The 26,225-nt window shown below is 62.7% G+C and carries 27 protein-coding genes and 2 pseudogenes; 11 read left to right on the forward strand and 18 right to left on the reverse strand.

The window, feature by feature from the left end; translation table 11 throughout:
- From J3R84_RS08730 to J3R84_RS08750, 5 genes are all read left to right on the forward strand, one after another.
- Positions 1–1,419, forward strand: a complete 1,419-nt coding sequence (locus J3R84_RS08730) for an alanine/glycine:cation symporter family protein (protein WP_057208728.1) — start codon at positions 1–3, stop codon at positions 1,417–1,419.
- Between the two features lie 49 nt (positions 1,420–1,468).
- Positions 1,469–2,254, forward strand: coding sequence for a helix-turn-helix domain-containing protein (locus tag J3R84_RS08735; RefSeq protein ID WP_025427345.1), 786 nt, complete (start codon positions 1,469–1,471; stop codon positions 2,252–2,254).
- Positions 2,255–2,333: 79 nt separating this feature from the next.
- Positions 2,334–2,756, forward strand: a complete 423-nt coding sequence (locus tag J3R84_RS08740; RefSeq protein ID WP_025427346.1) for an SRPBCC family protein — start codon at positions 2,334–2,336, stop codon at positions 2,754–2,756.
- Positions 2,749–3,102 carry a VOC family protein gene (locus J3R84_RS08745; RefSeq protein ID WP_203528647.1) on the forward strand — a complete coding sequence of 118 codons (354 nt, stop codon included), beginning with the start codon at positions 2,749–2,751 and terminating at the stop codon, positions 3,100–3,102. The genes J3R84_RS08740 and J3R84_RS08745 overlap by 8 nt, the downstream gene beginning before the upstream one ends.
- Positions 3,103–3,229: 127 nt before the next feature.
- Positions 3,230–4,126, forward strand: coding sequence for a hypothetical protein (locus tag J3R84_RS08750; protein ID WP_025427348.1), 897 nt, complete (start codon positions 3,230–3,232; stop codon positions 4,124–4,126).
- A 243-nt stretch (positions 4,127–4,369) separates the two neighbouring features.
- Here J3R84_RS08750 and ccoP read toward each other — a convergent pair whose 3' ends face one another.
- The 4 genes and pseudogenes from ccoP to ccoN form a co-directional block, all read right to left on the reverse strand.
- A complete protein-coding gene (ccoP, locus tag J3R84_RS08755) occupies positions 4,370–5,233 on the reverse strand; it encodes a cytochrome-c oxidase, cbb3-type subunit III (RefSeq protein ID WP_025427349.1) in 864 nt (287 codons plus the stop codon).
- Positions 5,234–5,320: 87 nt separating this feature from the next.
- A pseudogene (locus J3R84_RS08760) lies at positions 5,321–5,470 on the reverse strand (cbb3-type cytochrome c oxidase subunit 3); the annotation flags it as partial.
- A gap of 14 nt (positions 5,471–5,484) precedes the next feature.
- Complete coding sequence (gene ccoO, locus J3R84_RS08765; protein WP_203528649.1) at positions 5,485–6,216, reverse strand: cytochrome-c oxidase, cbb3-type subunit II; 732 nt, start codon at positions 6,214–6,216, stop codon at positions 5,485–5,487.
- A 13-nt stretch (positions 6,217–6,229) separates the two neighbouring features.
- Complete coding sequence (gene ccoN / locus J3R84_RS08770; protein ID WP_203528651.1) at positions 6,230–7,852, reverse strand: cytochrome-c oxidase, cbb3-type subunit I; 1,623 nt, start codon at positions 7,850–7,852, stop codon at positions 6,230–6,232.
- A 215-nt stretch (positions 7,853–8,067) separates the two neighbouring features.
- Here ccoN and J3R84_RS08775 point away from each other — a divergent pair, with 215 nt between their 5' ends.
- On the forward strand, positions 8,068–8,553 hold the full coding sequence (locus J3R84_RS08775) for a hemerythrin domain-containing protein (protein WP_025427353.1): 486 nt from the start codon (positions 8,068–8,070) through the stop codon (positions 8,551–8,553).
- A 155-nt stretch (positions 8,554–8,708) separates the two neighbouring features.
- On the opposite strand, the gene J3R84_RS08780 is transcribed toward J3R84_RS08775, so the two are convergent.
- From J3R84_RS08780 to hemN, 8 genes are all read right to left on the reverse strand, one after another.
- Positions 8,709–9,419, reverse strand: coding sequence for a PAS domain-containing protein (locus J3R84_RS08780; protein ID WP_025427354.1), 711 nt, complete (start codon positions 9,417–9,419; stop codon positions 8,709–8,711).
- 443 nt (positions 9,420–9,862) lie between these two features.
- Positions 9,863–10,786, reverse strand: coding sequence for a lipid A biosynthesis lauroyl acyltransferase (locus tag J3R84_RS08785; protein WP_038577074.1), 924 nt, complete (start codon positions 10,784–10,786; stop codon positions 9,863–9,865).
- Between the two features lie 11 nt (positions 10,787–10,797).
- Entirely contained in the window at positions 10,798–11,826 is a 1,029-nt protein-coding gene (locus J3R84_RS08790; protein ID WP_203528652.1) for a zinc-binding dehydrogenase, read from the reverse strand.
- A gap of 155 nt (positions 11,827–11,981) precedes the next feature.
- Positions 11,982–13,265, reverse strand: a complete 1,284-nt coding sequence (locus J3R84_RS08795; RefSeq protein WP_025427357.1) for a beta-ketoacyl-ACP synthase — start codon at positions 13,263–13,265, stop codon at positions 11,982–11,984.
- A 12-nt stretch (positions 13,266–13,277) separates the two neighbouring features.
- A complete protein-coding gene (locus J3R84_RS08800; protein WP_025427358.1) occupies positions 13,278–14,480 on the reverse strand; it encodes a beta-ketoacyl-ACP synthase in 1,203 nt (400 codons plus the stop codon).
- A gap of 2 nt (positions 14,481–14,482) precedes the next feature.
- Complete coding sequence (locus J3R84_RS08805) at positions 14,483–14,968, reverse strand: 3-hydroxyacyl-ACP dehydratase FabZ family protein (RefSeq protein ID WP_025427359.1); 486 nt, start codon at positions 14,966–14,968, stop codon at positions 14,483–14,485.
- 116 nt (positions 14,969–15,084) lie between these two features.
- Positions 15,085–15,369 (reverse strand): acyl carrier protein, encoded by a 285-nt coding sequence (locus J3R84_RS08810; RefSeq protein WP_107027602.1) that lies wholly within the window; start codon positions 15,367–15,369, stop codon positions 15,085–15,087.
- A 104-nt stretch (positions 15,370–15,473) separates the two neighbouring features.
- A complete protein-coding gene (gene hemN / locus J3R84_RS08815; RefSeq protein WP_203528653.1) occupies positions 15,474–16,823 on the reverse strand; it encodes an oxygen-independent coproporphyrinogen III oxidase in 1,350 nt (449 codons plus the stop codon).
- A 215-nt stretch (positions 16,824–17,038) separates the two neighbouring features.
- Here hemN and J3R84_RS08820 point away from each other — a divergent pair, with 215 nt between their 5' ends.
- Positions 17,039–17,776 (forward strand): Crp/Fnr family transcriptional regulator, encoded by a 738-nt coding sequence (locus tag J3R84_RS08820; RefSeq protein WP_051509171.1) that lies wholly within the window; start codon positions 17,039–17,041, stop codon positions 17,774–17,776.
- Positions 17,777–17,917: 141 nt separating this feature from the next.
- Here J3R84_RS08820 and J3R84_RS08825 read toward each other — a convergent pair whose 3' ends face one another.
- From J3R84_RS08825 to J3R84_RS08850, 6 genes are all read right to left on the reverse strand, one after another.
- Positions 17,918–18,346 (reverse strand): L,D-transpeptidase, encoded by a 429-nt coding sequence (locus J3R84_RS08825; RefSeq protein WP_025427363.1) that lies wholly within the window; start codon positions 18,344–18,346, stop codon positions 17,918–17,920.
- A gap of 241 nt (positions 18,347–18,587) precedes the next feature.
- A complete protein-coding gene (cbiB, locus tag J3R84_RS08830; protein ID WP_025427364.1) occupies positions 18,588–19,562 on the reverse strand; it encodes an adenosylcobinamide-phosphate synthase CbiB in 975 nt (324 codons plus the stop codon).
- Positions 19,563–20,600: a threonine-phosphate decarboxylase CobD gene (gene cobD / locus J3R84_RS08835; protein WP_025427365.1), complete on the reverse strand. Its 1,038-nt coding sequence runs from the start codon at positions 20,598–20,600 to the stop codon at positions 19,563–19,565. It lies immediately after the preceding gene.
- Positions 20,597–21,898 (reverse strand): cobyrinic acid a,c-diamide synthase CobB, encoded by a 1,302-nt coding sequence (locus tag J3R84_RS08840; protein WP_025427366.1) that lies wholly within the window; start codon positions 21,896–21,898, stop codon positions 20,597–20,599. Before J3R84_RS08840 ends, cobD begins: the two co-directional genes overlap by 4 nt.
- Positions 21,895–22,737, reverse strand: a complete 843-nt coding sequence (gene cobA, locus J3R84_RS08845; protein ID WP_025427367.1) for a uroporphyrinogen-III C-methyltransferase — start codon at positions 22,735–22,737, stop codon at positions 21,895–21,897. The genes J3R84_RS08840 and cobA overlap by 4 nt, the downstream gene beginning before the upstream one ends.
- A 136-nt stretch (positions 22,738–22,873) precedes the next feature.
- Positions 22,874–23,332: a cobalamin biosynthesis protein gene (locus J3R84_RS08850; protein ID WP_025427368.1), complete on the reverse strand. Its 459-nt coding sequence runs from the start codon at positions 23,330–23,332 to the stop codon at positions 22,874–22,876.
- Positions 23,333–23,788: 456 nt separating this feature from the next.
- Between J3R84_RS08850 and J3R84_RS08855 the strand changes: the two genes are divergently transcribed.
- The 4 genes and pseudogenes from J3R84_RS08855 to J3R84_RS08865 all read left to right on the forward strand — a co-directional run bounded on the left by J3R84_RS08855 (position 23,789) and on the right by J3R84_RS08865 (position 26,196).
- Positions 23,789–24,574 (forward strand): TSUP family transporter, encoded by a 786-nt coding sequence (locus J3R84_RS08855; RefSeq protein ID WP_025427369.1) that lies wholly within the window; start codon positions 23,789–23,791, stop codon positions 24,572–24,574.
- 42 nt (positions 24,575–24,616) lie between these two features.
- Positions 24,617–24,814 (forward strand): annotated as a pseudogene (locus J3R84_RS39010) (IS110 family transposase); the annotation flags it as partial.
- 307 nt (positions 24,815–25,121) lie between these two features.
- Positions 25,122–25,316: a hypothetical protein gene (locus tag J3R84_RS08860; protein WP_025427370.1), complete on the forward strand. Its 195-nt coding sequence runs from the start codon at positions 25,122–25,124 to the stop codon at positions 25,314–25,316.
- 286 nt (positions 25,317–25,602) lie between these two features.
- Positions 25,603–26,196: a methyltransferase family protein gene (locus J3R84_RS08865; protein ID WP_203528654.1), complete on the forward strand. Its 594-nt coding sequence runs from the start codon at positions 25,603–25,605 to the stop codon at positions 26,194–26,196.
- Positions 26,197–26,225 lie beyond the last annotated feature (29 nt).

The raw sequence follows: 26,225 nt of genomic DNA on the forward strand, positions 1-26,225 counted from the left end.
ATGGACACGATCATCGGCTTTTTGAACACGATCTTCTGGGGCTATGTGCTCATTTATGGCCTGCTCGCCGTCGGCATCTTCTTCACCATCCGGCTTGGCTTTCCTCAGATCGTGCATTTCGGCGAGATGTTTCGTGTGTTGAGCAGCGGCGGGTCGAAGGATGCGGCGGGCATCAGTCCGTTCCAGGCGCTGACCGTGAGCCTTGCCTCGCGCGTCGGCACCGGCAATCTCGCCGGCGTTGCCGTTGCGCTCTATCTCGGCGGACCGGGCGCCACCTTCTGGATGTGGATGGTCGCGCTCGTCGGCATGGCGACGGCCTATGCGGAAAGCGCGCTGGCCCAGCTCTACAAGGTCAAGAACGAAAACGGCCAGTATCGCGGCGGTCCGGCCTTCTACATCGCCCGTGGCCTCAATGCGCCGTGGGCGGCAACGATCTTCTCCGTCTGCCTCATCCTTTCCTTCGGTCTCGTCTTCAATGCGGTTCAGGCCAATTCGATCGCCGATGCCGTACAGGGCGCCTTCGGCATTCCGAAGATCGTGGTCGGCATCGCCGTTGCAGCGCTCTCGGGCATCGTCATCTTCGGCGGTATCCGCCAGATTGCGCGCGTTGCCGAAATCGTCGTGCCGTTCATGGCCGTCGCCTATCTGCTGATGGCGATCTATGTGCTGATCGCCAACGCCTCGCTGGTGCCAACGGTGCTCTGGACCATCATTTCCAGCGCCTTCGGCCTGCAGGAAGCGGCAGGCGGCATCACCGGCGGGGTCGCTGCCGCCATGCTCAACGGCGTCAAGCGCGGCCTGTTCTCCAACGAAGCCGGCATGGGCTCCGCCCCGAATATCGCAGCCGTCGCCACCCCGGTTCCGCATCACCCGGCCTCGCAAGGGTTCGTACAATCGCTCGGCGTCTTCATCGACACGATCCTGATCTGCACCGCGACATCGGTGATGATCCTCTTGTCCGGCACGCTGGAGCCCGGCTCCGGCATCACCGGCACGCAACTGACCCAGGCCGCCATGAACGTCCATATCGGCTGGGCGGGCAGCTATTTCATCGCCATTGCGATCTTCTTCTTCGCCTTCACCTCGATCATCGGCAACTATTCCTACGCGGAGAACGCGCTGACCTATCTCGGCGGCGCCAACCGTCTCGGCATCACCCTCATGCGATGCGCCGTTCTCGCCATGGTCGTCTGGGGCGCCTATGAGAGCATCGCCACCGTGTTCGACGCCGCCGACGCCTCGATGGGCCTGATGGCGACGATCAACCTGATTGCCATCCTGCTCCTGTCGGGTACCATTGCCAAGCTGACGAAGGACTATTTCGCCCAGCGCAAGCAGGGTGTCGAGCCGGTCTTCCACGCCGCCGACTACCCGGAACTGCAAGGGCAGATCGACGGCAAGATCTGGTCGCGCGATTAGGGCGGCAAGAGACAGGTAACCGGAAGCGGGAGACCTCGGAGGGCAAGGCATGCATGGTACCTTGCGGCCACTGACGCTTGCCAAGCGCTGCGGCATCTACCGCGAGCGCTCGGCGCCTGCCTCGCTTGCGGGCCATGTGGAGTGCCTTTGGAGCCATACCATGCCCGAGGGCCCGCCCTCGCCCATGGCTGTCGTTCCCGATGGCTGCGTCGATATCATCTGGTCGAGCCGGGGTCTGGCTGTTGCCGGCCCAGACAGGGTCGCAGCCTTTCCGGTCATCGGCCCCGGCGAGACCGTGGTCGGCCTGCGCTTTCGGGCCGGTATTGCCGCCTCCTGGCTGCGCACGCCGCTTTGCGAGCTGACCGGTACGGTCGTGCCGCTCGATGCCTTCTGGGGTGCCGCCGCCGATGAACTCCATGCGCGGATGACTGAGGCCGGTAGCGCAGCAGCGCGTGCCGCGATGCTTGCTCACGCGGTTGAGAAAAGGCTGGCGGCGGTCGCAGCCCCGCCTGCCGACATCGCCGCTTGCCTGGCTGAGTTGCGCCAGAGGCAACCGATGTCTGACAACCCGATCCGGCTGCTGGCGCAGACGACAGGAACCAGCGAGCGCACGCTGCGCCGCCGCTGCCACGAACATTTCGGCTATGGCGCCAAGACGCTCGACCGCATCCTCCGCCTGCAGCGTTTTCTCGCCACCTGCCGAAGCGACGTTGAGGCGAGCCTGAGCGCGCTTGCGCTTGATACCGGCTACGCCGACCAAGCCCACCTGACGCGCGAGACCAGGGAGCTGACCTCGCTCTCGCCGCGCGAAATCCGGCGCCAGCTCGCGAACTGACTGGCCGTTTCATTCAAGACGGCGACGCCCTGTGGTGCTACCCCTTGATTGCAACGGCAATGGCAAGGCGACGAAACGCATGACGACACTGGCAGCGAAAATCATCCACATCTCGATCGAGCGCGACTGGCACGAGGTCTATGTTTTCATGGCCAAGCCTGAAAACATGCCGCTCTGGGCATCGGGCCTTTCGTCCGGCCTGACGCGCGACGGGGAAGAATGGGTCGCTCCGGGACCGCTCGGCAACGCGCGCGTGCGTTTTGCCCCCGACAATGCCTTCGGCGTCGTCGATCATCTGGTGACGCTGGAAAACGGCGTGAAGGTGCACAACGCCCTGCGCGTCGTGTCGAACGACGATGGCGCCGAGGTGATGTTCACGCTGCTGCGGCAGGCCGACATGAGCGACGAGCAATTCGCCGGCGATGCCGAATGGGTGGCGAAGGATCTCGCCGCCCTTAAGTCAATCTTGGAATCAGAAAGCGACAGGACACATCATGGGTAACAAGGGCAACGATCGCCGCATCGACTATGTCGAGTTCAACGTCTCCGACATCGCCGCCAGTAAGGCGTTCTATGGCGGCGCCTTCGGCTGGACCTTCACGGATTACGGCCCCGAATATTGCGAGTTCCAGGACGGAAGATTGACCGGCGGCTTCACCACGACAGGGCCAGTCCGGGCCGGAGGGCCGCTGATCATCATCTATGCCGACAATCTGGAAGAGAGCTTGAGGAAGGTCGAGGCGGCCGGCGGAAAAATCCTGCAACCGATCTTCCCCTTCCCCGGCGGCCGGCGCTTCCACTTCGCCGATCCTGACGGCTACGAGCTGGCGGTTTGGTCGGCGCAATAACCATCCCTCGCGCCGGTTTCCGCCACCTGTGGACAACCGGCGTCTGCGCCTGCAGATTTTACCCAGACTTAATCTTTGCATCCCAAGATTGCGCGCGAAAACAAGAAGCGGCAAAGGGCGCTGGGCAATGTCAGACGATCACGAGTTTCTGCGGAATTCCGTCATCATCGGCGCCCACCCCGACGACGAACTGCTGTGGTTCACCTCGATCCTGAAAAAGGTCGACGAGGTCATCATCCTTTATCGCGATATCTGGTCGGAGCCGCAGATGGGCGACGCCCGCGTTGCCGCCATCAAGGCCTATCCCCGCGGCAACGTCCGGTTCCTCGAGATGGAGGAGACCGGCTCCTTCGACTGCGCCGATTGGACGAGCCCGAAGCCTGGCCCCTACGGCATGGAGTTCGGAACCGAAGGCACGCGTCGCGAGGCCAAGCGCGTGGTGAAGAAATCGCTGTCGCAACTGATGCCCGGCAGCTTCCGCCACTCGACGCGGCCGATCGCCCAGGCCTACCGTGAAAACTACGAAACGCTCTATCGCACGCTGCAGCCGCGGTTGAAGCCCGACATGAACGTCTTCACCCACAATCCCTGGGGCGAGTACGGTCACGAGGATCATGTGCAGGTGTTTCGCGTGCTCGACCGGCTTCGCGACGAAATCGGCTTCAAGCTCTGGATGTCGAACTATTGCACCGAACGCTCGATGCCGCTGGCGATGCAGTATTTTAGCCGCAAGCCGGTCAACTACATCAGGCTGCCGGCCGATAAGGCCTTCGCCGAGGAGGTTGCCGCCGTCTATCGCGACAAGGGCTGCTGGACCTGGCGCAATGACTGGATCTGGTTCGACGACGAATGTTTCATGGAAGCCCCACGCAGCAAACCCGAGGGCGGCGGCTTTCACCTGTTGCCGATGAACCTGTTCAATTTCGGCACCGTCGTGCGCCGACCGGTCAACGCGCCGCTGCTTTTGGGCGCCGCCCTTTCAAGCGTCATGGTCGGCGCCACCATCGCCGCTGCGCTGGAATGAAGATAGGCCGCGTCTTTCGACGCGGCCATTTTCTTAACTTGACGATTGGTACCGCCCCTCATCCGCCTGCCAGCACCTTCTCCCCGCCAGCGGGGCGAAGGTAGCAAGCCGGGCCGGCACCGCACCCATCAACGCCGATGTTCGGCGAAAGCGTCGCTCCCAACGGCTCTCTCCCCGCTGGCGGGGAGAGATGTCCGGCAGGACAGTGAGGGGCAAACCTTAGCTCGGGGCGCGAGCGTTCCCCTACTCGCCGCCGCCGAGCGAATGCACGAACACGGCAAGCTGCTTGACTGTGGTGTCGCCGAGGCGTGGCAGCCAGGCCGGCATGACGCCGTGCTTGGGCGCCTTCATCTGCGCGACGATTGCCTGCTCGCTTGAGCCATTGAGCCAGAGCGCATCGGCAAGATCCGGCGCGCCGAACTCGCGATTGCCCTTGGCGTCGGCGCCGTGGCACGAGGCGCAATTGGCCTCGAACAGCGCCTTGCCCGGTTCGACCAGCGCCGCATCCGAAGGCGTGCCGGTGAGGCTGACGACATAGGCGGCGGTCTGCTTGATCTCTTCCGGCTTGAGGATCTCGGCAAAGGACGGCATTTCGGAGACGCGCGTCTCGTCGTCGCCGGTATAGCGGATGCCGTGCGCCACCGTCTGGTAGATCTCCTCAGGTTTGCCGCCCCACAGCCAGTCGTCGTCGTTGAGGTTGGGGAAGCCGGCCGAACCGGCGGCACCCGAACCGTGGCACTGGGCGCAGTTGACCTTGAAGGCCGAGGCGCCGGCCGCAACTGCGAACTGGTGAAGCTGCGGATCGGCGATGATCTGGTCGAGTGAGCTCGCGGCGATCTTTTCCAGATTGCCGGCCTGCGCCGCCTTGGCATCGGCAAGCTCGACGCTGAGTTCCGCACGGCTGGAGTAGCCGAGCACGCCCTTGGTCGCATCGGTTAGCAGCGGCACGGCCGGATAGACGATCATGTAACCGATCGCCCAGACGATGGTGGCGTAGAAGGTATAGACCCACCAGCGCGGCATCGGGTTGTTGAGCTCGCGGATCCCGTCCCATTCGTGGCCGGTTGTCTCGACGCCGCTGATCTCGTCGACATGTTTGTCCGACATGGATCAATCCTCCTTACGAGCGGAATGAGGAAAAGTGTTTTGCGGTTTTCCGCCCGCATTCCGCTCTGATTTCTGAGTCTCGATCACATCGTGATCGAAGGGGATGGCTGCGGCCCGATCGGCGGCCTTCTTGGCGCCGGGCCTAAAGATGAAGGCGACGACGCCGAGGAAGAAGAGCGTCATGGCAAGCAGCGCCCAGCTGTCGGCGAACTGGCGCATGGCCGTGTAGGTTTCCATGTCCGTGCCCTCCCTTAGCGATAGCCCGTGGTGTCGTCGTAGGTGGAGAAGTCGACCAGCGTGCCGAGCATCTGGAGATAGGCGACGAGCGCGTCCATCTCCGTCAGCTTCTGCGGATCGCCGTCGAAATCGCCGAGCTTGGCCGTGGGATAGCGCGCCTCGACACCCGACGTGTCCGCATTCGGGTCGGCCTGCGCCTTGATGTCGGCGGCGGCGTTCTCGATCATCTCGTCCGAATAGGGCACGCCGACGGCCCTGTTGGCCTTCAGCTGTCCGGCGACGTTCCTCACGTCGAGCGGCGTCGACTTCAGGAACGCATAGCTCGGCATCACCGATTCCGGCACCACCGAGCGCGGCTCGGTCATATGCTGCACGTGCCACTCGTTCGAATAGCGGTCGCCGACGCGGGCGAGATCCGGCCCGGTGCGCTTCGATCCCCACTGGAACGGATGGTCGTACATGGATTCTGCCGCCAGCGAGTAGTGCCCGTAGCGCTCCACCTCGTCGCGGAACGGCCGGATCATCTGGCTGTGACAGACGTAGCAGCCTTCGCGAACGTAGATGTCGCGGCCCGCGAGTTCCAGCGGCGAATAGGGCCGCATGCCTTCGACCTTCTCGATGGTGTTTTCGAGATAGAACAGCGGCGCGATTTCAACGATGCCGCCGATCGAGACGACGAGAAGCGAGCCGACGAGCAGCAGCGTTGCGTTGCGTTCCAGGGTGGCGTGTTTGTCGAGAATGGACATGGGTACTGCCCTCCTATTCCGCAGCCTTGAGCACGGGCGTCGAACCGAAGATCGGGGCTTCGTCACGCACGCGGCCGAGGATGGTCATTGTTACGTTGAAGGCCATGAGCAGAGCGCCGGCGAGGAACAGGGCACCGCCCAGCGCACGCAGCACGTAGTAGGGCAGCATGGCCGCGACCGATTCCGCGAAGGAATAGACGAGGAAACCCTGGTCGTCGTATTCGCGCCACATCAGGCCCTGCTGGATACCGGCAACCCACATGACAGCGGCGTAGACGACGATGCCGAGCGTGGCGAACCAGAAGTGCCAGTTGACCATGCGCACGCTATAGAGCCGCTCGCGGTTCCACAGCTTCGGCGTGAGGTAGTAGATGGCGCCGAAGGTGATCAGTCCGTTCCAGCCGAGCGCACCCGAATGCACGTGGCCGATCGTCCAGTCGGTATAGTGACTGAGCGAGTTGACCGTCTTGATCGACATCATCGGACCCTCGAAGGTCGCCATGCCGTAGAAGGCGACGGCCATGACCATCATGCGGATGATCGGGTCGGTGCGGATCTTGTCCCAGGCGCCCGAGAGCGTCATCAGGCCGTTGATCATGCCGCCCCAGGACGGCATCCACAGCATGATGGAGAAGACCATGCCGAGCGTCTGCGCCCAGTCCGGCAGAGCCGTATAGTGCAGGTGGTGCGGACCGGCCCAGATGTACATGAAGATCAGCGACCAGAAGTGAATGATCGACAGGCGGTAGGAATAGACGGGGCGGTTGGCCTGTTTCGGAATGAAGTAATACATCATGCCGAGGAAGCCGGCCGTCAGGAAGAAGCCGACGGCGTTGTGGCCGTACCACCATTGCGTCAGCGCGTCCTGCACGCCGGCAAAGGCCGAATAGCTCTTGGAGCCCAGGAACGACACCGGAACCGCCAGGTTGTTGACGATGTGCAGCATCGCGATGGTGACGATGAAGGCGAGATAGAACCAGTTCGCCACATAGATATGCGGCTCCTTGCGCACCAGCAGCGTGCCGAGGAACACGGCGAGATAGGCGACCCAGACGATCGTCAGCCACAGGTCGACATACCATTCCGGCTCCGCATATTCCTTCGACTGGGTGATCCCCAGCAGATAGCCGGTGGCGGCCAGGACGATGAAGAGCTGGTAGCCCCAGAACACGAACCAGGCGAGATTGCCGCCGAACAGGCGCGCACGGCTGGTGCGCTGGACGATGTAGAACGAGGTCGCGATCAGCGCGTTGCCGCCGAAGGCGAAGATCACCGCCGAGGTGTGCAGCGGCCGCATGCGACCGAAGTTGAACCACGGCTCGATGTTGAGATCCGGAAAGCCCAGTTGGAGCGCAACCACGACGCCCACGAGGAAGCCGACGACACCCCAGAAGACGGTGGCGATGACGCCATACTTCACGACTTCGTCGAAATATTCCGACTGCGGTGCGGCCGCCTTGCCTGCTGACGCCGTGCTGAAGTCGAGGCGCCGCATCATAACGATCGTGCCGCCGAGCAGCACGAAGAACAGCACCCACATATGGGCTTCGAACTGCCGGTCCTGTGCGAATCCGGCGCCTAGAAGCGCCAGGAAAGCACCGACCCCGAGCAGGATCGTCTCGAAAGTGTATTTCATGGTTGGGTCCCCAACTTTATCCAGATGCAGACGCGTGCACACGCCTAAAGGCGGCATGCCCAGCGCAGCTTGCCGGAAAGTGTCAGAATCGGGGCACCCTCACCTTGATTCAGATCAAGGCCGGGGGCCTCCACTTGCTTCACCCTCAGGAAACAATGAGGGAGCGCCATAGGAGCTGGCGTCAGAACAGCATGAAGAGAACGAATGATAGTGGAATGATCCGGGTGTGGACGGGTTTGCGAGCGCGCCCTGCCCCGATGGGCGAACCGCGGGCCTGGCTGGCACGTGCGCATCAGGAACAGCTTGCGCTCTGCAACAGCCTGGAGGAAATCGCCGACAGCCTGCCGGCTGAAATCGACCGGCAGAAATGCGCCTATGCCGCCAAGATGCTGGAGCCGCTCATACGCGAACTGCATTCGGGCGAAGAGAGCGCGGTGTTTCGCTGGGTCGAGCAGAATTTCGGCGACGACCCGTCGATCGCGGCAACGCTCGCGCGGCTCAAATACGAACATTGCGAAGATGAGTGCTTTGCCGAAGAGCTCACGGAGATGCTGGTGAAGCTCGGCGCTGCCGACGAGAGCGTCAATGCGGAGACAGCCGGCTACATGCTGCGCGGCTTCTTCACCAATCTGCGAAGGCACATCGGCTTCGAGCAGGAATGTCTTCGCACGCTGCTTCCAGTCGACCCGGACATCAATTGAACGAACGGCGGCTCGAAAGGGCCGCCGTTTCTGTATCCGGCTCAACTGCATGTTTTCTTAAATCCTATTCGATTTAAGGAAACATGCAGCAATTCAAAGTGCTACAGCGACCTTTGTGCGTCCAATAAGACGCGCGGCGCTCTAGGCGACAGGGATCAGGCGGCGATGGCGCGGCGTCGGTCCGCATGCTCCTGGATCACCAGGATCGCACCGATGAGCTTGCCGTTGCTCGACATGCACGGCGTCAGCCGGCAGCGCACCACGACGGTTCGCGCGTCGACGGTCTTGGCGAAGGTATAGTCGACCACCTCGCCCGCAAAACAGCGATCGAGATAGCTCTTCACGCGCAGCTCGAAGCGCTGGATGCCAATGAATTCGACGATATGCCGACCGATGAGATCCATCGGGCGGCTTTCGAGATGGTTGGCGTTGAGCGGATTGGTATAGAGATACCGATAATCCGGCGTGATCACGGCGATGCGGTCAGGGAAGCTGTCGAGAATCGCCTCGTTGAGAAGCCCCTCGTCCGCCCGCCCCTTGTGTGGTGCAGCCGGCGTGCGCTCCAGTCGCAAGTCGGCAGCGTTGACCGCGCCCGTGGCTGCGAAATAGCGATTGATCAGCGACTGCAAAAGCTGCGAATGGCGCAGCACGCAGGAAATATCGTCGGCCTCGACGCGCAGAATATCGATCAGAAACTGGAACTGAAGGCGGGCATCTTCGACGCTCACGGCCTTCTCATCATAGACCGACTTCAAGATGGGATCGAGCTCGCGATCCAGAAGTCCGATCAGATGTTCGTCTGCTGTACGTACTGCATACTGCAGTTGTGAATACTTGAACCAGAACAGCTCAATCAGTGCGTTCAATTCGAAACCCCAATCCCCCACGGCCGAGGCCGCGCCGATGCACTTATATGACAGGCTTTGATGATGTAGATGCTGATCTACAGCGCCGCGCGTCTTATTAGACGCGCAAAGGTCGCTGTAGCACTTCGAATTACTGCATGTTTTTATTCCTAAATCGAATAGGATTTAAGGAAACATGCAGGCGTTGACGTTTCCCCCACATCCTCAGCGAAAACCACAAAGACTTGGCCACCCAAAGCGCTTGCAGTCTGCCCCTCGCAATACAACGGTGAGTTTACACTCATTACCGCCCCGTTCAACATCAGAAAGGGAAGCTTGCGGTTTCGAAACGACTTCAACGGCGCAAAGACGGCGATTTTCTCCAGCAAATGCCTTAGGCATAGACAAAAAGGGCGTTAATGCCTGCGGCGGCAACGCCTTTTGCGGTTCGAAGAGAATCAGTCTTACAGGTAGCGCTTGATGTGCCAGCGGTCGTGGTACCACAACCATTGCCCGGGATACTCCCTCACCCAGCTCTCCACCTTGTCGTTGAGAACCTGTGCCGTGGCGTTGACGTCGACAGCGCCATCGGGCTTGCGCGGAATGTCGATCGCCGGCTCCAGCTCCAGCCGAAAACGGTTGCCGGGCAGCCGGATGCAGCGGGCGGGATAGACCTCGCAATTGAACTGCCGCACGAGCTTGGCGAGCAGCGGGTTGGTCTGCACGTCCTGGCCGAAGAATTTGGTCTTCAGGCCCTTGCGGAATTTCTGGTCGACCAGAACGCCGACGCCGTTGCCGCGCTCTAGCTGGCGGGCGAGTGCGAAGGACGAACCCGCATGCGACGGCACGAGATTGCCCATGCGCTCCTTGCGGAACTCGAAGACCTTCTCGGCGACGTAAGGGTTGTTCGGCGGACGGAAGAGCACCGTCACCTCCAGCCCGAAGGCGGAGCCAGCGACCGGCAGCATCTCGAAATTGCCGCTGTGGGCGGTAAAGACGATAAAGGGTCGCGGGTTGTCGCGCAGCTCGAGAAAGAGCGGAACGCCGGAGACTTCGACGCGGCCGGGCTTGGTCGCCTCGGGATCGAAATCGAACAGCCGGTCGAGGAAGACATATTCCGCCGCCATGCGGCCCATATTGCCCCAGCTCTCCATGGCGATCGCTTCGATCTCGGCCTCCCGCTTCTCGGGAAAGGCGTTGCGCAGATTGGTCAGCGTCAGCTTGTGCCGGCTGGTCTTCGGGCCGATGAAGCGTGCGGCGCGATCCATGAAGCGGATCGCGCCGTCAGCCGGAAACAGCTTCAGGATCGTCAGAAGCAGAAAGACGAGTTGCGCAATCAGCCACTGCCGGAAATGATCCGCCGTCAGAACCAGCCGTGTGATCAGCATGCGCACGTGGATCAATCCATCTTCAGGATGATCTTGCCGAAGATCTGGCGCGATTCCATCCGCTCCAGTGCCCGGTCGATCTCGTCGAAACCGACCTGCGTATCGATGACCGGATGCACCAGGCCGCGCGCCATCTTCTGCATGGCGTTGGCCATGTTTTCCATGCGGCAGCCGAAGGAGCCGAGCAGCTTCAGCTGCTGCTGGAACAGCATCATCAGGTTCATGTCGGTCGACACACCGGAGGTCGAGCCGCAGGTGACCAGGCGGCCTCCCCGCTTCATGCAGAGCATTGAGCCGGCCCAGGTGTCCTTGCCGACGTGTTCGAACACGACGTCGACGCCCTTCTTCTTGGTGAGCTTGCGCACGACACCTTCGAAGCGGTCGGTGCGGTAGTTGATGACGTGATCGGCGCCGAGCGCCTTGGCCTTCTCGATCTTGTCGTCGGATCCGACGGTAGTGATAACCGTGCAGCCGATCTTCTTGGCAAGCTGGATTGCCGCCGAGCCGATGCCGGAGCCGCCGGCATGGACGAGAATGGTTTCGCCTGGCTCAAGCTTGGCGTTGTCGAACAGCATGTGCTCGACCGTGCCGAAGGTGACCGGTGCAAGCGCTGCGGCCACGGCATCGATGCCCGAAGGTGCCGGCACCAGCAGGCGTGCGGGAAGATTGATCTTCTCCTGCGCGAAGCCGTCGAGGTGGAAGCCATGCACGCCGCCCACATGTTCGCAGAGATTGTCGCGACCTTCGCGGCACGGGCGGCAGAGGCCGCAGGTGCGCGCGCCATAGATCGAAACGAGCTGCCCCGGAAGCACGCTTGAAACGCCCGGGCCGATGCTTTCGACCACACCGGCCGCCTCGGCGCCGATGACGAGCGGCATCTTGCGCTTGGCAAAGGCCATGCCGCGCCAGCCCCACACGTCGATGTGGTTGAGTGCGACGGCCTTGACCCGGAGCGTCACTTCGCCCGGGCCTGGCGCTTCCGGCTCGGGAACGTCGGTGATTTCGAGCTTGCGGTCATCGAGCAGTTGCAGGGCGCGCATGATCTTTCCTCTGCCTTGAGCGGCATCATTTCGTCTGAAGTTTCTGCGGCGTGCTTCCTTAGATCGGATCCGGTTCAAGGAAGCGTGCAGCAGGCTTAAAGCGTTACAGCGTCGCTTGCGCGTCATGTTCGACGCGCGGCGCTGTGACCGCCGACTTAGGCCGGCTCGGCGGTCATGACAAGGCTGGCGTTCTGTCCGCCGAAGCCGAAGGAGTTCGACAGCACGGCAGAGACCTGCTGGCTGCGCTTCACGTTCGGCACGACGTCGAGCACGATGGCCGGGTCGGGATTCTGGTAGTTGATCGTCGGCGGCAAGGTGCCGGTCAGCATCGTCTGGATCGAGAACACTGCCTCGACTGCGCCTGCAGCCGTCAGCGTGTGGCCGATCATCGACTTGTTCGACGAAACCGGGATCGACGGCAGATGTTCGCCGAAGACGGCCGACATCGACAGATATTCCATCTTGTCGTTTTCCGGCGTCGAAGTGCCATGGGCGTTGATGTAGCCGATGCCACCTTCGTCGATGCCGGCGTCGGCAAGGGCCGCGCGGATCGTCGCGATCGCCGGGCCGCCATCGGGCGACGAGCGCGTGCGGTGGAAGAGATCGGCCTTCTCGCCGCACCCCTTCAGGATGCCGTAGACACGGGCGCCACGAGCGACCGCTGCTTCCAGCGATTCCAGCACCAGGGTTGCCGCGCCTTCGGCGATGACGAAGCCGTCACGGTCCTTGGTGAAGGGCTTGGAGGCCTTTTCCGGCGGGTCGTTCTGGGTCGACAGCGCCGAGAGCAGCGCAAAGCGGATCAGCGCCTCGGCACTGACCGAACCGTCGGTCGCGACTGTCAGCGCGCGATCGGTGCGGCCCTGGCGAATGGCCTCGACGCCGAGCTGGATTGCAGTTGCGCCCGAGGCGCAGGCCGTCGACAGCGTCACCGGCAGGCCGCGGGTGCCGAAGCGATCGGCAAGGCGTTCGGAGATCGCGCCGAAAAGCACGGCCTCGTGAAACACCGGATCGGCCTTCTCGCGCATCGCGGCAAGGAAGCGATTGTAGGCGTCGCCCGGCTGGGTCGACGGTGGCGAGCGGTCGGCCAGTTCAAAGCGCGCGCTCCATTCCGGCTCGATCGGCGGAGCGGCGAGAAACAGCGGGCCGTTGAAATCGCCGGAAAGACCGGCCTGCGCCAACGCCTCAAGCGTCGTTTCGCGCGCCATGGCGTAGGAGCGCTCGACCGAATTGGCCGCCGGGACCTCGATGAAATCGACCATGCCCGAAATGCGCGTGTTCAGGCCTTCCGTCGGGAAACGGGTGATCTTGCGGATGCCGGAGACGCCGCCGGTCAGCGCCGCCCAGTTGTCTTCGAGACCCTGGCCGAGCGAGGTGATGACGCCCATGCCGGTGACGGCGACGATCGGACGACCGAGATGATCCTTGTAAGCGTTGCTCATCAATCGTTCCTCTTATTCGGCCGAAAGGACCGCGACGCCTTCGCCGCGTGAATGACCAATGGTCGTCACGACCGCCGTTCTGGCGCCCGCCGTCATCGGTTTTTCGAAGCTTGCGTCGAAAGCCGGAACCTTGGCGCCGTGGCCGAGCGCCAGTGCGGCAAGCGCGAGGCCCGCCGGAAACTGCGCTTCGATGCTGTGGCCGACAAGCCCGCCATAGGCGCGCACCGGCGCGCCGGCGAGCTTTGCTTCCAGAAAGGTCTTTTCGTGGGCAACGAGATCATGCAGGCCCGAGGTGCCGGAGAAGACCACTGTCTGCGCCGGATCGAGCGTTTCGGCCGGTTTTGCCAGATCGGCAAGGCGCGCCTCCAGCTTGCCGTCGCTGCGGCTGCCACGGTCGCTGCCGATCGCGTCGATCGTGGCATAGATGCGGGCGCCTCGGGCTTCGGCATATTCGCGCGATTCCAGCATCAGGAAGGCGCCGACGGAACCGAGGATCATTCCGCCGCCATCCTGGCGCTTGCGCGACCAGATCGGCTGCCAGTCGCCGACCGTCTGCGCCTGGATGGCCTCCGTCATCAGCATGATGTCGAGACGTTCGGCCGAAAATGCGCCGCCCGCCAGCGTATGTGTCGACTGTCCCGCCTTGATGCGGAAGAACGCCGTTTCGATCGCCGAAATGCCGGCCGCCTCTTCGCCCATGAAGGTGCGCGACGATCCCGTCACCTTGTGCACGATCGAGATGTTACCGGCGAGAAGGTTGGAGAGCTGGGCGAGGAACAGCGTCGGGCGCAGTTCGGTCGTCAGCTTCTCGTTCAGCAGCTGCTCGCGGTCGTTGCGCTTCAGCGCCTCGTCGACGATCAGCGAATCGACATTGATGTCGCGCTCGCCGCCGCCGGCGGCCACGATCATGTCCATGCTGCCGCAGGCGTCGAGATTGTCCTTGAGGCCGGCGTCGTCGAGCGCCAGGCCTGCTGCAAACACGCCGAGGCGCTGCCAGTTTTCCATCTGGCGCTGGTCGCCACGCTTGGCGATCTGCTGCGACCAGTCGATCTGCGGCAGCGGATGCACCGGATAGGGCTTGAACTTTTCGGCCTCGACGCGTGGCTCCGGCGCCTCGGCCGCGTTCAGAAACGCCACATGCGGCTCGACGCCGACACCCTGGCTTGTGACGATACCGACGCCGGTGATCACCACGTCGTTTGCGGATTTGCTCATCTTCACTTCTCCGAAGCGGCATCCGCCGCAAGTGCCGTCATCAGGCCCACCTCGCCGGCGCGCCTGCGCACGATATCGCCGAGCGGCACCTGATCGAACGGCATCGTTCTGAGTTTCAATTGTGCGTCACAGACCTTCTTGCCCGCAGACGTGATCTTCGCCTTGGTGACGGCGAAACCGGAGCCATCGTGCTCGAGGAAGGCTTCGATATCGAGTTCTGCCGACGGCTCGACGAAGGCCCGCATCTTGGCGCCATCGACCGACATCAGAAACGGCATTGCCGCAAAATTGGTCGCGGCCAGCACCAGAAATCCCGAAGCCTGCGCCATCGTCTCGATCAGAAGCACACCCGGCACCAGCGGATAGCCTGGAAAGTGGCCCTCGAATACCGGGCTCTTTTCGGGAACGACGGATCGCGCCGTCAGCCGGCCAGCCGACAGATCGACCGTTTCGACACGATCGATCATCTGGAAGTATTCAAGGAGCATGGAGGCTCACCCCGTTTGGTTTCGGGCTCAAGTAAAAACGCCAATGCCGCCTGTCAAGCGCGAGGCGCGACCGGCGGCATTGGAAATCGAGTGGAAAGGCTTGAACCTTGGCCCGATCAGGCCTTGGCAGCCCGCAGCTCGTCGATCTTGGCGCAGAGGTTCTTGAGCACGAAGTATTCTTCGGTCGAAACCTTGCCTTCGTTGACTTCCTGCGTCCACTGTTCCAGCGGAATCTTGATACCGAAATCCTTGTCGATCGCAAAGACGATGTCCAGGAAGTCCAGGCTGTCGATGCCGAGATCGTCGATCGTGTGGCTTTCCGGCGTAATCGTCTCGCGATCGATCTCGCTCGTTTCAGCGATGATGTCGGCAACCTTGTCGAATGTAGCAGTCACGCGCATACCTCTTTATTATTTTATTCCGAGTCTCGGCGATCCTATAGGTAAATGCGCCGCAAAAGCCAATGGCCTTGATGGCAACCTCTGCGATTTGAAATGCGGTGTTGCTAAACGGCGACCGAATGGCGCCCCCGTCCTGACTGAAGATGAGTGTCGAAAATGGCCGCCACCGACCGGGCAAACGGCCGGCCGCGTTCGGTAAGGCTGAAGACGCCGTCCTCGATCGTCGTCAGCCCGTCCACATCCCTTGCGCGCCAGAGCTTTGCCTCCTCGACGACCGCTCCGGCGAGTTCAGGAAACTCCGCCTTGATTCGCGAGAACGAGAAGGCGAAATCGCACATGATGGATGCGATCACCCGCGCCCGCAGGCGATCATCAGGCGTCAGCATGTAGCCGCGCACCGCGGCCAGGCCTGCGTTCTCCACCTGGCGCAGATATTCGCCGGTTGCCGGCATATTCTGCACATAACCTTGACGGAACTGGCCGATCGCCGAGGCGCCAAGACCGATCAGGGTTTCGGCGCTGTCACATGTATAGCCCTGGAAATTCCGGCGCAGGCGCCCTTCCCGGTTGGCAACGGCCAGACTGTCGCCGGGCCTGGCGAAATGGTCGATGCCGATCGCCTCGTAGCCGGCGGCAACAAGCATGTCGGCCGCCCGGCTCATCTGGGCAAAACGTTCGACGATACCTGGCAGGCTCTCGTCTGATATCATCGACTGGTGCTTCTTCATCCACGGCACATGGGCATAGCCGAAGAGCGCGACGCGATCCGGCGCCAGCGACACGACGGCGTCGATCGTTGCCTCCAGCGACGACAGGCTCTGGTAGGGCAAGCCGTAAAGCACGTCGCAATTGACCGAACCCACGCCGCGGGCTCGCGAAGCCTCGATCGCATCACGCGTCTGCTCATAGGTCTGGATGCGGTTGATCGACTTCTGTACCACGGGGTCGAAATCCTGGACGCCGAAGCTCGCCCGCGTCATGCCGATCGCTGCCAGCGCGTCGTGGCGCGCCGCGTCGAGGTCGTTCGGGTCCATCTCGATGCTGATTTCGCAATCGCTGGAAAATTCGAAGTGACTGCTGAAGGCGCGCTTGAGCGCGATCAGATCGTCCGGCCTGACCAGTGTCGGCGATCCGCCGCCCAGATGCAGCGCCGTGACCTTCGCTTGGCGGTTCACCCGCCCGCCGATCGTGGCGATTTCGCGGTGCAGTCCGTTCAGGTAGCTCGCCACCGGCTCGTAGCGTAACGTCTGCTTGGTGTGACAGGCACAGAACCAGCACAGCCGGTCGCAATAGGGCACATGGGCGTAAAGCGACAGCGCCTCACCCGGCCCGATGGCCTCTAGCCAGGACTGGTACTCAGCCTGACCGACCGCCTCCGAAAAATGCGGCGCGGTGGGGTAACTGGTATAGCGCGGCACGGGGCTCGCATATTTCAGGATCAGAGCGTCGTCCATCGGTCTCTCCGTCAAGATGGCAAACGCATAGGACGGATGGGAAAGCACGCCGTTGATTTTGATCAAGCCGTCGAATTAACACGTTAAAATTGACAATGCTCAATTCAACATGAGACATTGTTTCGCGCTTCCGGAATTAGCACCTGTCAACTCTTGATTTAACCGCCCGCATCCTCTTTGGTCCCTCGAACAAACCCGATGCAGGGAAGAAAGATTTGCAGATCGTGACCGAACATCGCCGCAAGGATATCCACAATTCGGACATTCCAGCCGTCTGTGCTGCCTGCGAGGCGCGCCACGGCGGCGTCTGCGGCACGCTGACTGCTGACCAGCTTCTCGACCTCAGCCGGCATTCGACCCGCAGGCGTGTCGAACCCGGTCGCGAGGTCGTCGGCCAGGGCGAAATGACTGACAGCTACGCCAACATCATCAGCGGCGTCGTCAAGCTGAGCAAGGTTCTCTCCGACGGACGCCAGCAGATCGTCGGCCTGCAGTTCGCTCCCGATTTCATGGGCCGGCCGTTCACGCGTGAAAGCGCGCTGACCGCCGAAGCGGCGATCGACACCGACATCTGTTCGTTCCCGCGCAATGTCATCGAGCGGCTCGTTGCCGATGCGCCGGGCCTTGAACACCGCCTGCACGAACAGGCGCTGAAGGAACTGGACGAAGCGCGCGACTGGATGCTGACGCTCGGCCGCAAGACCGCGCAGGAAAAGGTGGCGAGCTTTCTCTATATCATCGCCACTCACATCGATCCGGAAAACGGCACGGCAACAGCATTCGATCTGCCACTGTCGCGCGCCGATATCGCCGACTATCTCGGCCTGACGATCGAGACCGTCAGCCGGCAGGTGACCAAGCTGCGCAAGGACAATGTCATCCACATCGAAAACAGCCGTCACGTCACCGTGCCAAGCATGGACCGGTTGATGCAGGTGGCCGGCATCGACTGAGTCCGCCGTCCAAGGTTCAGCGCGTTTCCGCTTTAAAGAAGTCGCGGAAAACCGCTGCGCACTTCTCCGGGAAATGCTCTATCTCTTTGTTTTATGCATTCTCCGACGGAAAACCGCTCCGCACTTTTCCTGGAAATGCTTTTAACGCGTGATGACGATGCGCGTGTTTTTCAGCCCGTGTTCACGGGCAAGCGCGAAGAACTCCGCGGCATTGTTGGGATGCAACCGCACGCATCCGTGTGAGGCAGGGCGGCCCAGGCGCTTGACATCATAGGTCGCGTGAACAGCATAGCCACCGTTGAAGAACACGGCGTAAGGCATTGGCGCATCATCATATTTTTTCGAGCGATGATTGCGCGAAAGCCACTTGGCCTTCCAGCTCCCCTTCGGCGTGACATAGCCCTTGCGCGCGGTGGAAACCTTCCAGCGATACATCACGACGCCGTTCTGCTTTACCACCATCGTCTGGGAGGAGAGGCTGATCTTGGCAACGAGATTGGCGGCGTTCAGCGGCTGAACGGAAAACTGCATCAGAACGGCAATCACCACAATCAGGGATGTGTGTCGCATGCTTCACTCCCCGCGTGTGAAACCTCGACTGCATGCCTCCGATCAGCGGAGAAAATCCCGCAGCAGGCTTCAGGCGCGTTGCAGCATCCTTTGCGCGTCATATTTGACCCGCAAGGCCGCAATCAGTGGAACCAAACGTCCGCAGAGAATAACCGGCCCGTAATGTTGCAAGTTTAATACATATGGAAAGAAAAGTCTTAATGCCAAGATCAACTTGCCGTGGATACGCGGTAGAAACCGATCAAATCATGGCGATCAGAAGAACAGCCAAGGTCATTGCCGAACAAGCACCATAGAATACAGCGATACCGGCGTCGATGTCTTCGCTTTCGGCAACGGCGCGGCCAGGCCCATTGATCATCGGTTCGCTGACCATGACCCCGCCATAGACGCGCGGACCCGCTAGCTGCAGGTCCAGCGCGCCGGCCATCGCCGCTTCCGGCCAACCTGAGTTGGGGGAGCGGTGCAGGCCGTGATCGCGAAACGCCACTCCGATCGCATCGGCCGCCGCGGGGCGCCCACGATGCAGCCAGGCGCCGGCAGCGATCAACAGGACGGATAGTCTCGCTGCCGGCAGGTTGGCGACATCGTCGAGCCGGGCGGAGGCCCAGCCGAAATTGAGGTATTTCGGCGATTTGTGGCCGATCATCGAATCGGCGGTGTTCAGCATCTTGTAGGCGAGCAGCCCGGGAAGACCGGCAACCGCATACCAGAAGGCAGGCGCCACCACCCCATCGGAAAAGTTCTCGGCAAGGCTTTCGATCGCGGCGCGGCAGACGGCGGGCGCATCGAGCGTCTTCGGGTCGCGCCCGACGATCATCGACACGGCGTTTCGGCCGCCTTCCAGCCCCCCCAACCGCAAGCCTTCGGCAACGCGCCGGACATGATCGCCAAGGCTCTTCTGCGCCAGGAACACCGCAACGACGACAGCCTCGAGCAGGTAGCCGATGGGGGCCATCACCGAGAACAAGCGGTGCAGGATGCTGCCGGCAAGCACGCTGGCAAGCAGCAGCACGCCGATCGTCAGGATACCGCGTATTTTCAGGGCGCCGGCACCGAGGCTCTCATGCCTGTTCAGCGCCCCATCAAAAACCGCGATCGCCTTGCCGAAAAACACCACGGGATGCGGCAGGCGTGACCAGAGCCAGTCCGGATCACCGACGACACGATCAAGCAGCAGGGCAGCCACAAGGATGAGAAGAATCTCGCTCGACACTCAGCACTCCCCTGGGCGCAACGCGTCCCCAGGGCGCAACGCGTCCCCACGGCGCAGGGCGTCCGCCAGTCGCCGGTCACCTTCCGCATCGGGCGCAAGCCCGATCCTGAGCCAGCGAGAATCGTAGTCGAATTTGCGCGTCAGGATCTGCGCCTCGCAGAGATGACGGTGCAAGGCATGGGCATCGGCATGTTCCACCAGCACGAACAGCCCGGTTCCACCGATGCGCTTGAGACCGGCCTCATCAAGAACCGCATCGAGCCCGGCGCGACGCTCAAGAATGCCCGCGGCGATCGCTTGCGTATCGCCGGACATCAATGCCTTGGAGATAACCAGCGCCGGCCCGGACACTGCCCAGGGGCCGAGCCACTCACGAAATGCATCGAGCACGGTATCGGCTGCCACGACGAAGCCCAGGCGCAGGCCAGCCAGACCGAAAAATTTCCCGAAGGAGCGGAAGACGATGAGATTGTCGTGGGCGCCGACTTGGCCGGCGACACTGAAGTCCGGCTCCAGATCGCCGAAGGCCTCGTCGACGACCAGCACGCCGCCATTCGCCGCCATCGTCGCCGCCATCGCCAGGATTCCTGCCGGCTGGAAGGCGCGGCCGGTCGGGTTGTTGGGGTTGACCACAACTGCAAGGCCGTGGTCGACGCCAAGATCCTCGGCACGCTCCACCCGATCGACGGCAAAGCCTGCCGCGGCCAGCACGCGTGCGTATTCGCCATAGGTCGGGCCGAAGACCGCGACGCGGCGACCGGTAGGAACCAGCCGCGGCAACAGCTGGATCACCGACTGGGTGCCGGGAACCGGCAAGGGCTGGATACCATCGGTTCGGTAGTAGCTGGCGGCGGCAGCGCGCGCGCCATCGATCGTCAGTTTGTCGGGCAGCCGGTGCCAGGCCTGCTGCGGCACCGGCGGCAATTCGACCGGGCGCGGATTGATGCCGGTCGACAGGTCAAGCCAGTCCTCGAAGCGGCCGCCGAAACGGGCAGCGGCTTCGGTGACGCCGCCGCCATGCACGATCGGCGCGCTCATGGCCTGCCCGCAATATCGATGAGATGCATGAACGAGCCGGCGACATTATCGCGCTTCAAACCCGCCTGCCCCAGATCTACGCTGGCGGCATCGCTGACGGAAAACAGCCGATCGGCTGCCCCTTCCGAGACGATGGTCGCATAGTGGAATTCGTGCGCCGTCATGGGTCCATCGAAGAATGTGTTGTCGAGGGGCACGACGCGGCGGTAGCCGAGGTGCCGCCTGCGCTCGGCAAAACTTGTGGTGAGCGGCAGCAGGCCGAGCATTTCGTAGCGCGCACCGTCGGCCGCGACAAGCCCCTCGCCCAGCACCATGTAGCCGCCGCACTCGCCGAAGATCCGCGCGCCACGCCTGGCCGCCGTCCCGATACCGGATCGGAAGGCTGCCGCCGCCTGCAGGCGTCCAGCATGAAGCTCGGGATAGCCGCCCGGCAGATAGACCGCATCGGCCGCCACGTCCGGGCCTTCGTCGGCAAGTGGCGAAAAGAAGGAGATTTCCGCCCCGGCGCGGCGCCAGCCGAAGAGCAGGTGTTCGTAGCAGAAGGCGAAGGCCACATCCCGTGCCACGGCGATATGCTGGCCGAGCGGTTTGAACCGGGTGACCTCGGCCATCACCCGCTCTTCCGGTGAAAGTGCTGACGCAGCGCGGATCGCGTCGAGATCGCAGGTCGCCTCGACCCGGTCCGCCGCATAGTCGATGAAAGTTTCAAGCGTGCCGTGTTCTCCTGCCTGCACCAGGCCGAGGTGCCGCTCGGGCAGCTTCAGGGCACCATCCTGCCGCAGCACGCCGAAGACAGGCATGGCCACGCGCGTCAGCGCATCGCGCAGCATCATCTCATGCCGATCGCTGCCGACCTTGTTGAGAATGACGCCGGCAACGCGGATATCTTTGCGGTGATCGGCATAACCGCGCACCAGTGCCGCCACCGAATGCGACATGCGGGCACAATCGACCACCAGGATGACGGCGAGATCGAGTGCCGCGGCAAGATCGGCCGGCGCACCGCTGCCGTCGGCGGCACCGTCATGCAGGCCCATCATCGCCTCGACGACGAGCGTGCGCCCATCGGCGGCGTAGGCCGCATTTGTCGCGAGAAGCGCGGGGCGCATGGCCCAAGGGTCATAGTTGAGGCAGGGCTCGCCGCTCGCCGCGGTATGAAATGCCGGGTCGATATAATCAGGACCTGCCTTTCCCGGCGCGATCGCCATGCCGCGCCGTCGCATGGCGCGCATCAGCCCGAGTGTCACCGTGGTCTTGCCGGAGCCCGAACAGGGCGCGGCGATCAGCAATCCGCTCATGCGGGATCCCTGAGCCCGCGGCTTGCAAGAGGATCGGCCACAAGCTGCCGCCCATCAAGCGCCCCGATCCAGTCGAGCGACGCCCGCAGGCGCACGACCTCGCCGACGACGACGATCGCCGGCGGCTCCAGACCGGAAGCGATAACATCGGCTTCGGCGCGCGCCAGCGTCGTTTCGAGCACCGTCTGCTCCGGCGTTGCCGCATTGCAGACGAAGGCCACCGGCTCTTCCGGCGAGCGCCCGGCACCAATGAGATTGGCGGCGATGGCGCCGATATGTTTCATCGCCATGTACATCACGATCACGGGCGAGCCCGAGGCAATGCCTTGCCAATTGATGCGGTCCGGCACTAGGCCGGAGGAGTCGTGACCGGTCAGGAACGTGACGGCGTGGTTGACCTCGCGGTGGGTGACGGGAATGCCGGCATAGGCAAGCCCACCAATCCCGGCAGTAATGCCCGGCACGATGCGAAACGGGATGCGGTTTTCGACCAGCGTCAGCGCCTCCTCGCCACCCCGCCCGAAGACGAAGGGATCGCCGCCCTTGAGACGCAGGACGCGCTGGCCGGCGCGCGCCAGCTCGACGAGCCGGAGAGAAATATCGCGCTGTTTCGGCGAAGGCTTGCCACCGCGCTTGCCGGCAAACTCCAGCACGGCGCCCGGCCGGGCGAGCTTCAGGCAGTCCTCGTTGACCAGCGCGTCGTGAACGATGACATCCGCCTGCCGCAGCGCATTGGCGGCATGAAGCGTCAGCAGGCCGGGGTCGCCCGGGCCAGCGCCGACGAGCCAGACGGTACCGGGCTCAAGCGCAGGCAGGCCGGAAAAAATCGTGTCGTTCATGCCGTTTCTCCCGCCACGCGCTTAAAGCCTACCGCTGAACTGCCTTGGCACCGAGCGGATTCAGATTCACAGGAATTCCGCATAGTTATTTGAAATATCTTGCATATCTTTACCAAAACGCGATCCGAGAAATAGCTCATGATGCGGCCGCCAGGGTTGCCGGCATGATTGCCAGACGGTGATCGGCAGGCCCGGCAATCGCTGCCGTTGCATGTGAAGACGTGAGCTTGGCAACCAGCAACACGCTTGCCGAGCCGGCGCCGACAAGAGCGGCGCCCTCGGCAACACCGTGGCAGCCGGTATGGGCAAAGACAATCGCCGAGGGATTTTGCAGCCGGGGCGCTTCGGCTTCAAGCGTCGCCGCATCGAAGAAGCGTGCGGCCACGGCAAAGTGCTCGGCGGCAGCGTGGATCGCCGGCTCGCCGCGCCTCGCGTCGAGCGAGGCGACGAAGCCGATATCGGCTTTGTCAGCGCCGGCCTGCGCCAACGCCTTTTCGGCAAGCGCAATCACTTCATCAATCGGCGTGCCGCGCTCGCAGCCAAGACCGAGGACGAGTGGTCCCGGCGGTCGCCGCGCTATGCTGGATGATTTCATGGTCGACCTCGGCCCCCTTCGCGGCAATCCACACGAAGCGCCGCCCGGCTCAAATCCCGGGTCGGTCTGGACAGCACCGATTCCAGCCCCCTGCCTGGGTCGGCCGCATCGGACGCTCTTTCAGTCCGCCAGAAGCGGACGCCGTCGCACATCCGTCATTTTTACCGGAGGCAACCGCACGGGTCAAACCGGATTGCGCCATCGCCATGTCGCGTTTGACGAAACCCACCACTCGCCTTCGGCGCGCGCATACCGCCAGAACCGGCAATCGACGGAAGACAGCAAACGCCCATCCGAGTACCCATAGTCTCAGAATAAGGCACTGATTTCTTGAGAGAATTCTCATCTTGCGACGAGCATCGCAGATGCACCACGACAGAAGGCTTTGCATTTCGCCGCGGCCTCTGACACAAGGCGAGAAAGGCCTGCATACTCCTCCCTCCTCGAGTCTCTCCCGTGCAAGATCTCGCTTTCCACCTGCTCGTGTTCCTGTTCGTTGCCGCCTTCATTGCCGGCTTCATCGATTCGATCGCCGGCGGTGGCGGCATGATTACCATTCCCGCCATGCTGATTGCCGGCATCCCGCCGCTCCAGACGCTGGGCACCAACAAGCTGCAGGGGCTGTTCGGCTCGGGCTCGGCAACCCTTTCCTATGCCCGGCGCGGTCACGTGAACCTGAAAGAGCAATTGCCGATGGCGCTGATGTCGGCGGCGGGCTCCGTGTTGGGCGCGCTGCTCGCGACCGTCGTTCCCGGCGACGTTCTGAAGGCGATCCTACCCTTCCTGCTGATTGCCATCGCGCTCTATTTCGGCCTCAAGCCGAACATGGGCGACGTCGACCAGCACCGCCGCATCACGCCGTTCGTGTTCACGCTGACGCTCGTGCCGCTGATCGGCTTCTACGACGGCGTCTTCGGTCCCGGCACCGGCTCGTTCTTCATGCTCGGCTTCGTCACGCTTGCCGGATTCGGCGTCTTGAAGGCGACGGCACATACGAAATTCCTGAACTTCGGCTCGAATGTCGGCGCCTTCGCCGTCTTCCTGTTCTTCGGCGCCATCCTGTGGAAGATCGGCCTGATGATGGGCGTCGCCCAGTTCCTCGGCGCCCAGGTCGGCTCGCGCTATGCCATGGCCAAAGGCGCCAAGATCATCAAGCCGCTGCTCGTCGTCGTCTCGATCGCGCTGGCCGCCCGGTTGCTGGCCGACCCGACACATCCGCTGCGCATCTGGCTGGGGCTCTGAGGCGGGACCCACCTACGCGCTGTTTGCCTGTGCTGCCGAGCGCAGGCGGCCAACGTCATCCTCACGCGACCGGTCAAAGGCTCGGATCTGAAGAGCTGGGCGTTGGCGGTCGCCTGACGTGCGGGTCCCAGAAAGGCGCGTGTCGCACTGGCCCGCAAGCTGGCGGTGGTGTTGCACCACATGCTCATGGACAGAACCAACTTCATTCCCCACAAGGTGACGCCAGCCATGGCCGCTTGAGCCGGAAGGAGACAACAACACAGGTTTCGGGTGGGCACTGCCATCAGCCCCCCCGAGCGAGGTCCCTTCGCCGGGACGATGGATGGGTTAGGCCGCAGACTTGGGCGCAGCACTCAGGTGACTGCGCGCCCCTAGATTGGCCAGCCGGTCCTCAGCAGACCCCATAGAGCAGCGGCCCAGCGTCGACTGCGAACAGAAGCAAGCACTCGGCGAGGGATTAAGCTCACAAGGGATTGACTCAAGGCCCGTTACAGAAGGCCAAGTCTCCCGCACTCCTTGGCGGGAGGTTCGAACTTAGGAGATTACAATGAAAATTATTATCGCCGCAGTGGCATCACTCGCGTTTGCGACTTCCGCTATTGCTGCTGTGCCGTCGACGCCAACCGAGAAGAAGCCCACTGTCAAAACTGCAGGCCAAGTTGAACTGGCATGGGGCAAAAACCGCTCGGGCCAAACCACGACATCGTCCGACAAGTACTCGAACGGCAGGACCTTTCGCTGATCCAGCCTAATGCAAAAAGGGCGGCTGCGGCCGCCCTGAATTTTGGCAATATGCGGCTATGGCGGGAAGCGGTGACGTCCTCCCCAAGGCCCCCGCGGGTGTCACCTCTCACCGTCGGCTCGCCGGTGAAATTCCCGTAACCAAGACGAAAGTCGAGCAAGGCCGCACCTTGAGCCTCTAGTCGCTAGAGATTTCAGAGTGCCACTCATGCTTCGCCAGTCAGGGGCCGCATGGGGCCGCCTGCCCGCGAAGCGTCGTGCTGTCCTTCGCTCGCCTTGAGGTTCCAATGTTTACCACCCTGCCCGCCATCCTGATGCTTGTCGTCGGCCTGTTCACCCTGGCGCTGGCGATCCTGCGCCGCGTGCAGTCTGGCCGCTCGCCCGTTGTGCTGACCTATGGCAACGACGCGGAAGGTTTTGCCGGCAAGCTCTTTCGGATGATCGTGGCGGCGCTGGTGGTTCATCTCCTGGCGATCGCCGCCTTTCCCGATGCGGTCGGCGCCACGCTCGGCCGGATCCCGATGCTCGACAAGCCGCTCCTTCACGCCGTTGGCCTCGTGCTCATGACGCTCGGCGGCGGGTTGACGATGCTGTCGCAATGGGCGATGCGCCACTCGTGGAAGATCGGCATACCGGAGGAGCAGGACGCGCCGCTGGTCACCTCCGGCCTCTACGCGTTTTCCCGCAACCCGATTTATGTCGGCATGGTCACGGCGCTGACCGGCACCGTGCTGGCCGTGCCGAACGTCGCCTCGGTGGCGCTCACTCTCTCAGCCTGGATATCGATCTCCTATCAGATCCACATGGAGGAAACGTACCTCTCCCGCGCTTTTGGCGAGGCGTATGGCGCCTATTGCAAGCGCGTCCGGCGGTGGATCTGAAATCACGCGGATTGCGCGCCAATGGAACC

Origin of the sequence: Ensifer canadensis (assembly GCF_017488845.2) — a bacterium.
In the GTDB taxonomy this organism is placed as follows: Bacteria; Pseudomonadota; Alphaproteobacteria; order Rhizobiales; family Rhizobiaceae; genus Ensifer; species Ensifer canadensis.

What these genes read in the sequence shown, in the direction of transcription:
- ccoP (WP_025427349.1), bottom strand. Translation starts at nt 5,233, where the DNA reads ATGTCGGACAAACATGTCGACGAGATCAGCGGCGTCGAGACAACCGGC.
- cobA (WP_025427367.1), bottom strand. Translation starts at nt 22,737, where the DNA reads ATGAACGACACGATTTTTTCCGGCCTGCCTGCGCTTGAGCCCGGTACC.
- J3R84_RS08740 (WP_025427346.1), top strand. Translation starts at nt 2,334, where the DNA reads ATGACGACACTGGCAGCGAAAATCATCCACATCTCGATCGAGCGCGAC.
- J3R84_RS08750 (WP_025427348.1), top strand. Translation starts at nt 3,230, where the DNA reads ATGTCAGACGATCACGAGTTTCTGCGGAATTCCGTCATCATCGGCGCC.
- J3R84_RS08785 (WP_038577074.1), bottom strand. Translation starts at nt 10,786, where the DNA reads ATGCTGATCACACGGCTGGTTCTGACGGCGGATCATTTCCGGCAGTGG.
- J3R84_RS08860 (WP_025427370.1), top strand. Translation starts at nt 25,122, where the DNA reads ATGAAAATTATTATCGCCGCAGTGGCATCACTCGCGTTTGCGACTTCC.
- ccoO (WP_203528649.1), bottom strand. Translation starts at nt 6,216, where the DNA reads ATGTCCATTCTCGACAAACACGCCACCCTGGAACGCAACGCAACGCTG.
- ccoN (WP_203528651.1), bottom strand. Translation starts at nt 7,852, where the DNA reads ATGAAATACACTTTCGAGACGATCCTGCTCGGGGTCGGTGCTTTCCTG.
- J3R84_RS08800 (WP_025427358.1), bottom strand. Translation starts at nt 14,480, where the DNA reads ATGAGCAAATCCGCAAACGACGTGGTGATCACCGGCGTCGGTATCGTC.
- hemN (WP_203528653.1), bottom strand. Translation starts at nt 16,823, where the DNA reads ATGGACGACGCTCTGATCCTGAAATATGCGAGCCCCGTGCCGCGCTAT.
- J3R84_RS08850 (WP_025427368.1), bottom strand. Translation starts at nt 23,332, where the DNA reads ATGAAATCATCCAGCATAGCGCGGCGACCGCCGGGACCACTCGTCCTC.
- J3R84_RS08735 (WP_025427345.1), top strand. Translation starts at nt 1,469, where the DNA reads ATGCATGGTACCTTGCGGCCACTGACGCTTGCCAAGCGCTGCGGCATC.
- J3R84_RS08825 (WP_025427363.1), bottom strand. Translation starts at nt 18,346, where the DNA reads ATGCGACACACATCCCTGATTGTGGTGATTGCCGTTCTGATGCAGTTT.
- J3R84_RS08745 (WP_203528647.1), top strand. Translation starts at nt 2,749, where the DNA reads ATGGGTAACAAGGGCAACGATCGCCGCATCGACTATGTCGAGTTCAAC.
- J3R84_RS08810 (WP_107027602.1), bottom strand. Translation starts at nt 15,369, where the DNA reads ATGCGCGTGACTGCTACATTCGACAAGGTTGCCGACATCATCGCTGAA.
- J3R84_RS08865 (WP_203528654.1), top strand. Translation starts at nt 25,603, where the DNA reads ATGTTTACCACCCTGCCCGCCATCCTGATGCTTGTCGTCGGCCTGTTC.
- J3R84_RS08790 (WP_203528652.1), bottom strand. Translation starts at nt 11,826, where the DNA reads ATGCGCGCCCTGCAACTGCTCGATGACCGCAAGCTCGAAATCACCGAC.
- J3R84_RS08730 (WP_057208728.1), top strand. Translation starts at nt 1, where the DNA reads ATGGACACGATCATCGGCTTTTTGAACACGATCTTCTGGGGCTATGTG.
- J3R84_RS08775 (WP_025427353.1), top strand. Translation starts at nt 8,068, where the DNA reads ATGATCCGGGTGTGGACGGGTTTGCGAGCGCGCCCTGCCCCGATGGGC.
- J3R84_RS08795 (WP_025427357.1), bottom strand. Translation starts at nt 13,265, where the DNA reads ATGAGCAACGCTTACAAGGATCATCTCGGTCGTCCGATCGTCGCCGTC.
- J3R84_RS08805 (WP_025427359.1), bottom strand. Translation starts at nt 14,968, where the DNA reads ATGCTCCTTGAATACTTCCAGATGATCGATCGTGTCGAAACGGTCGAT.
- cobD (WP_025427365.1), bottom strand. Translation starts at nt 20,600, where the DNA reads ATGAGCGCGCCGATCGTGCATGGCGGCGGCGTCACCGAAGCCGCTGCC.
- J3R84_RS08840 (WP_025427366.1), bottom strand. Translation starts at nt 21,898, where the DNA reads ATGAGCGGATTGCTGATCGCCGCGCCCTGTTCGGGCTCCGGCAAGACC.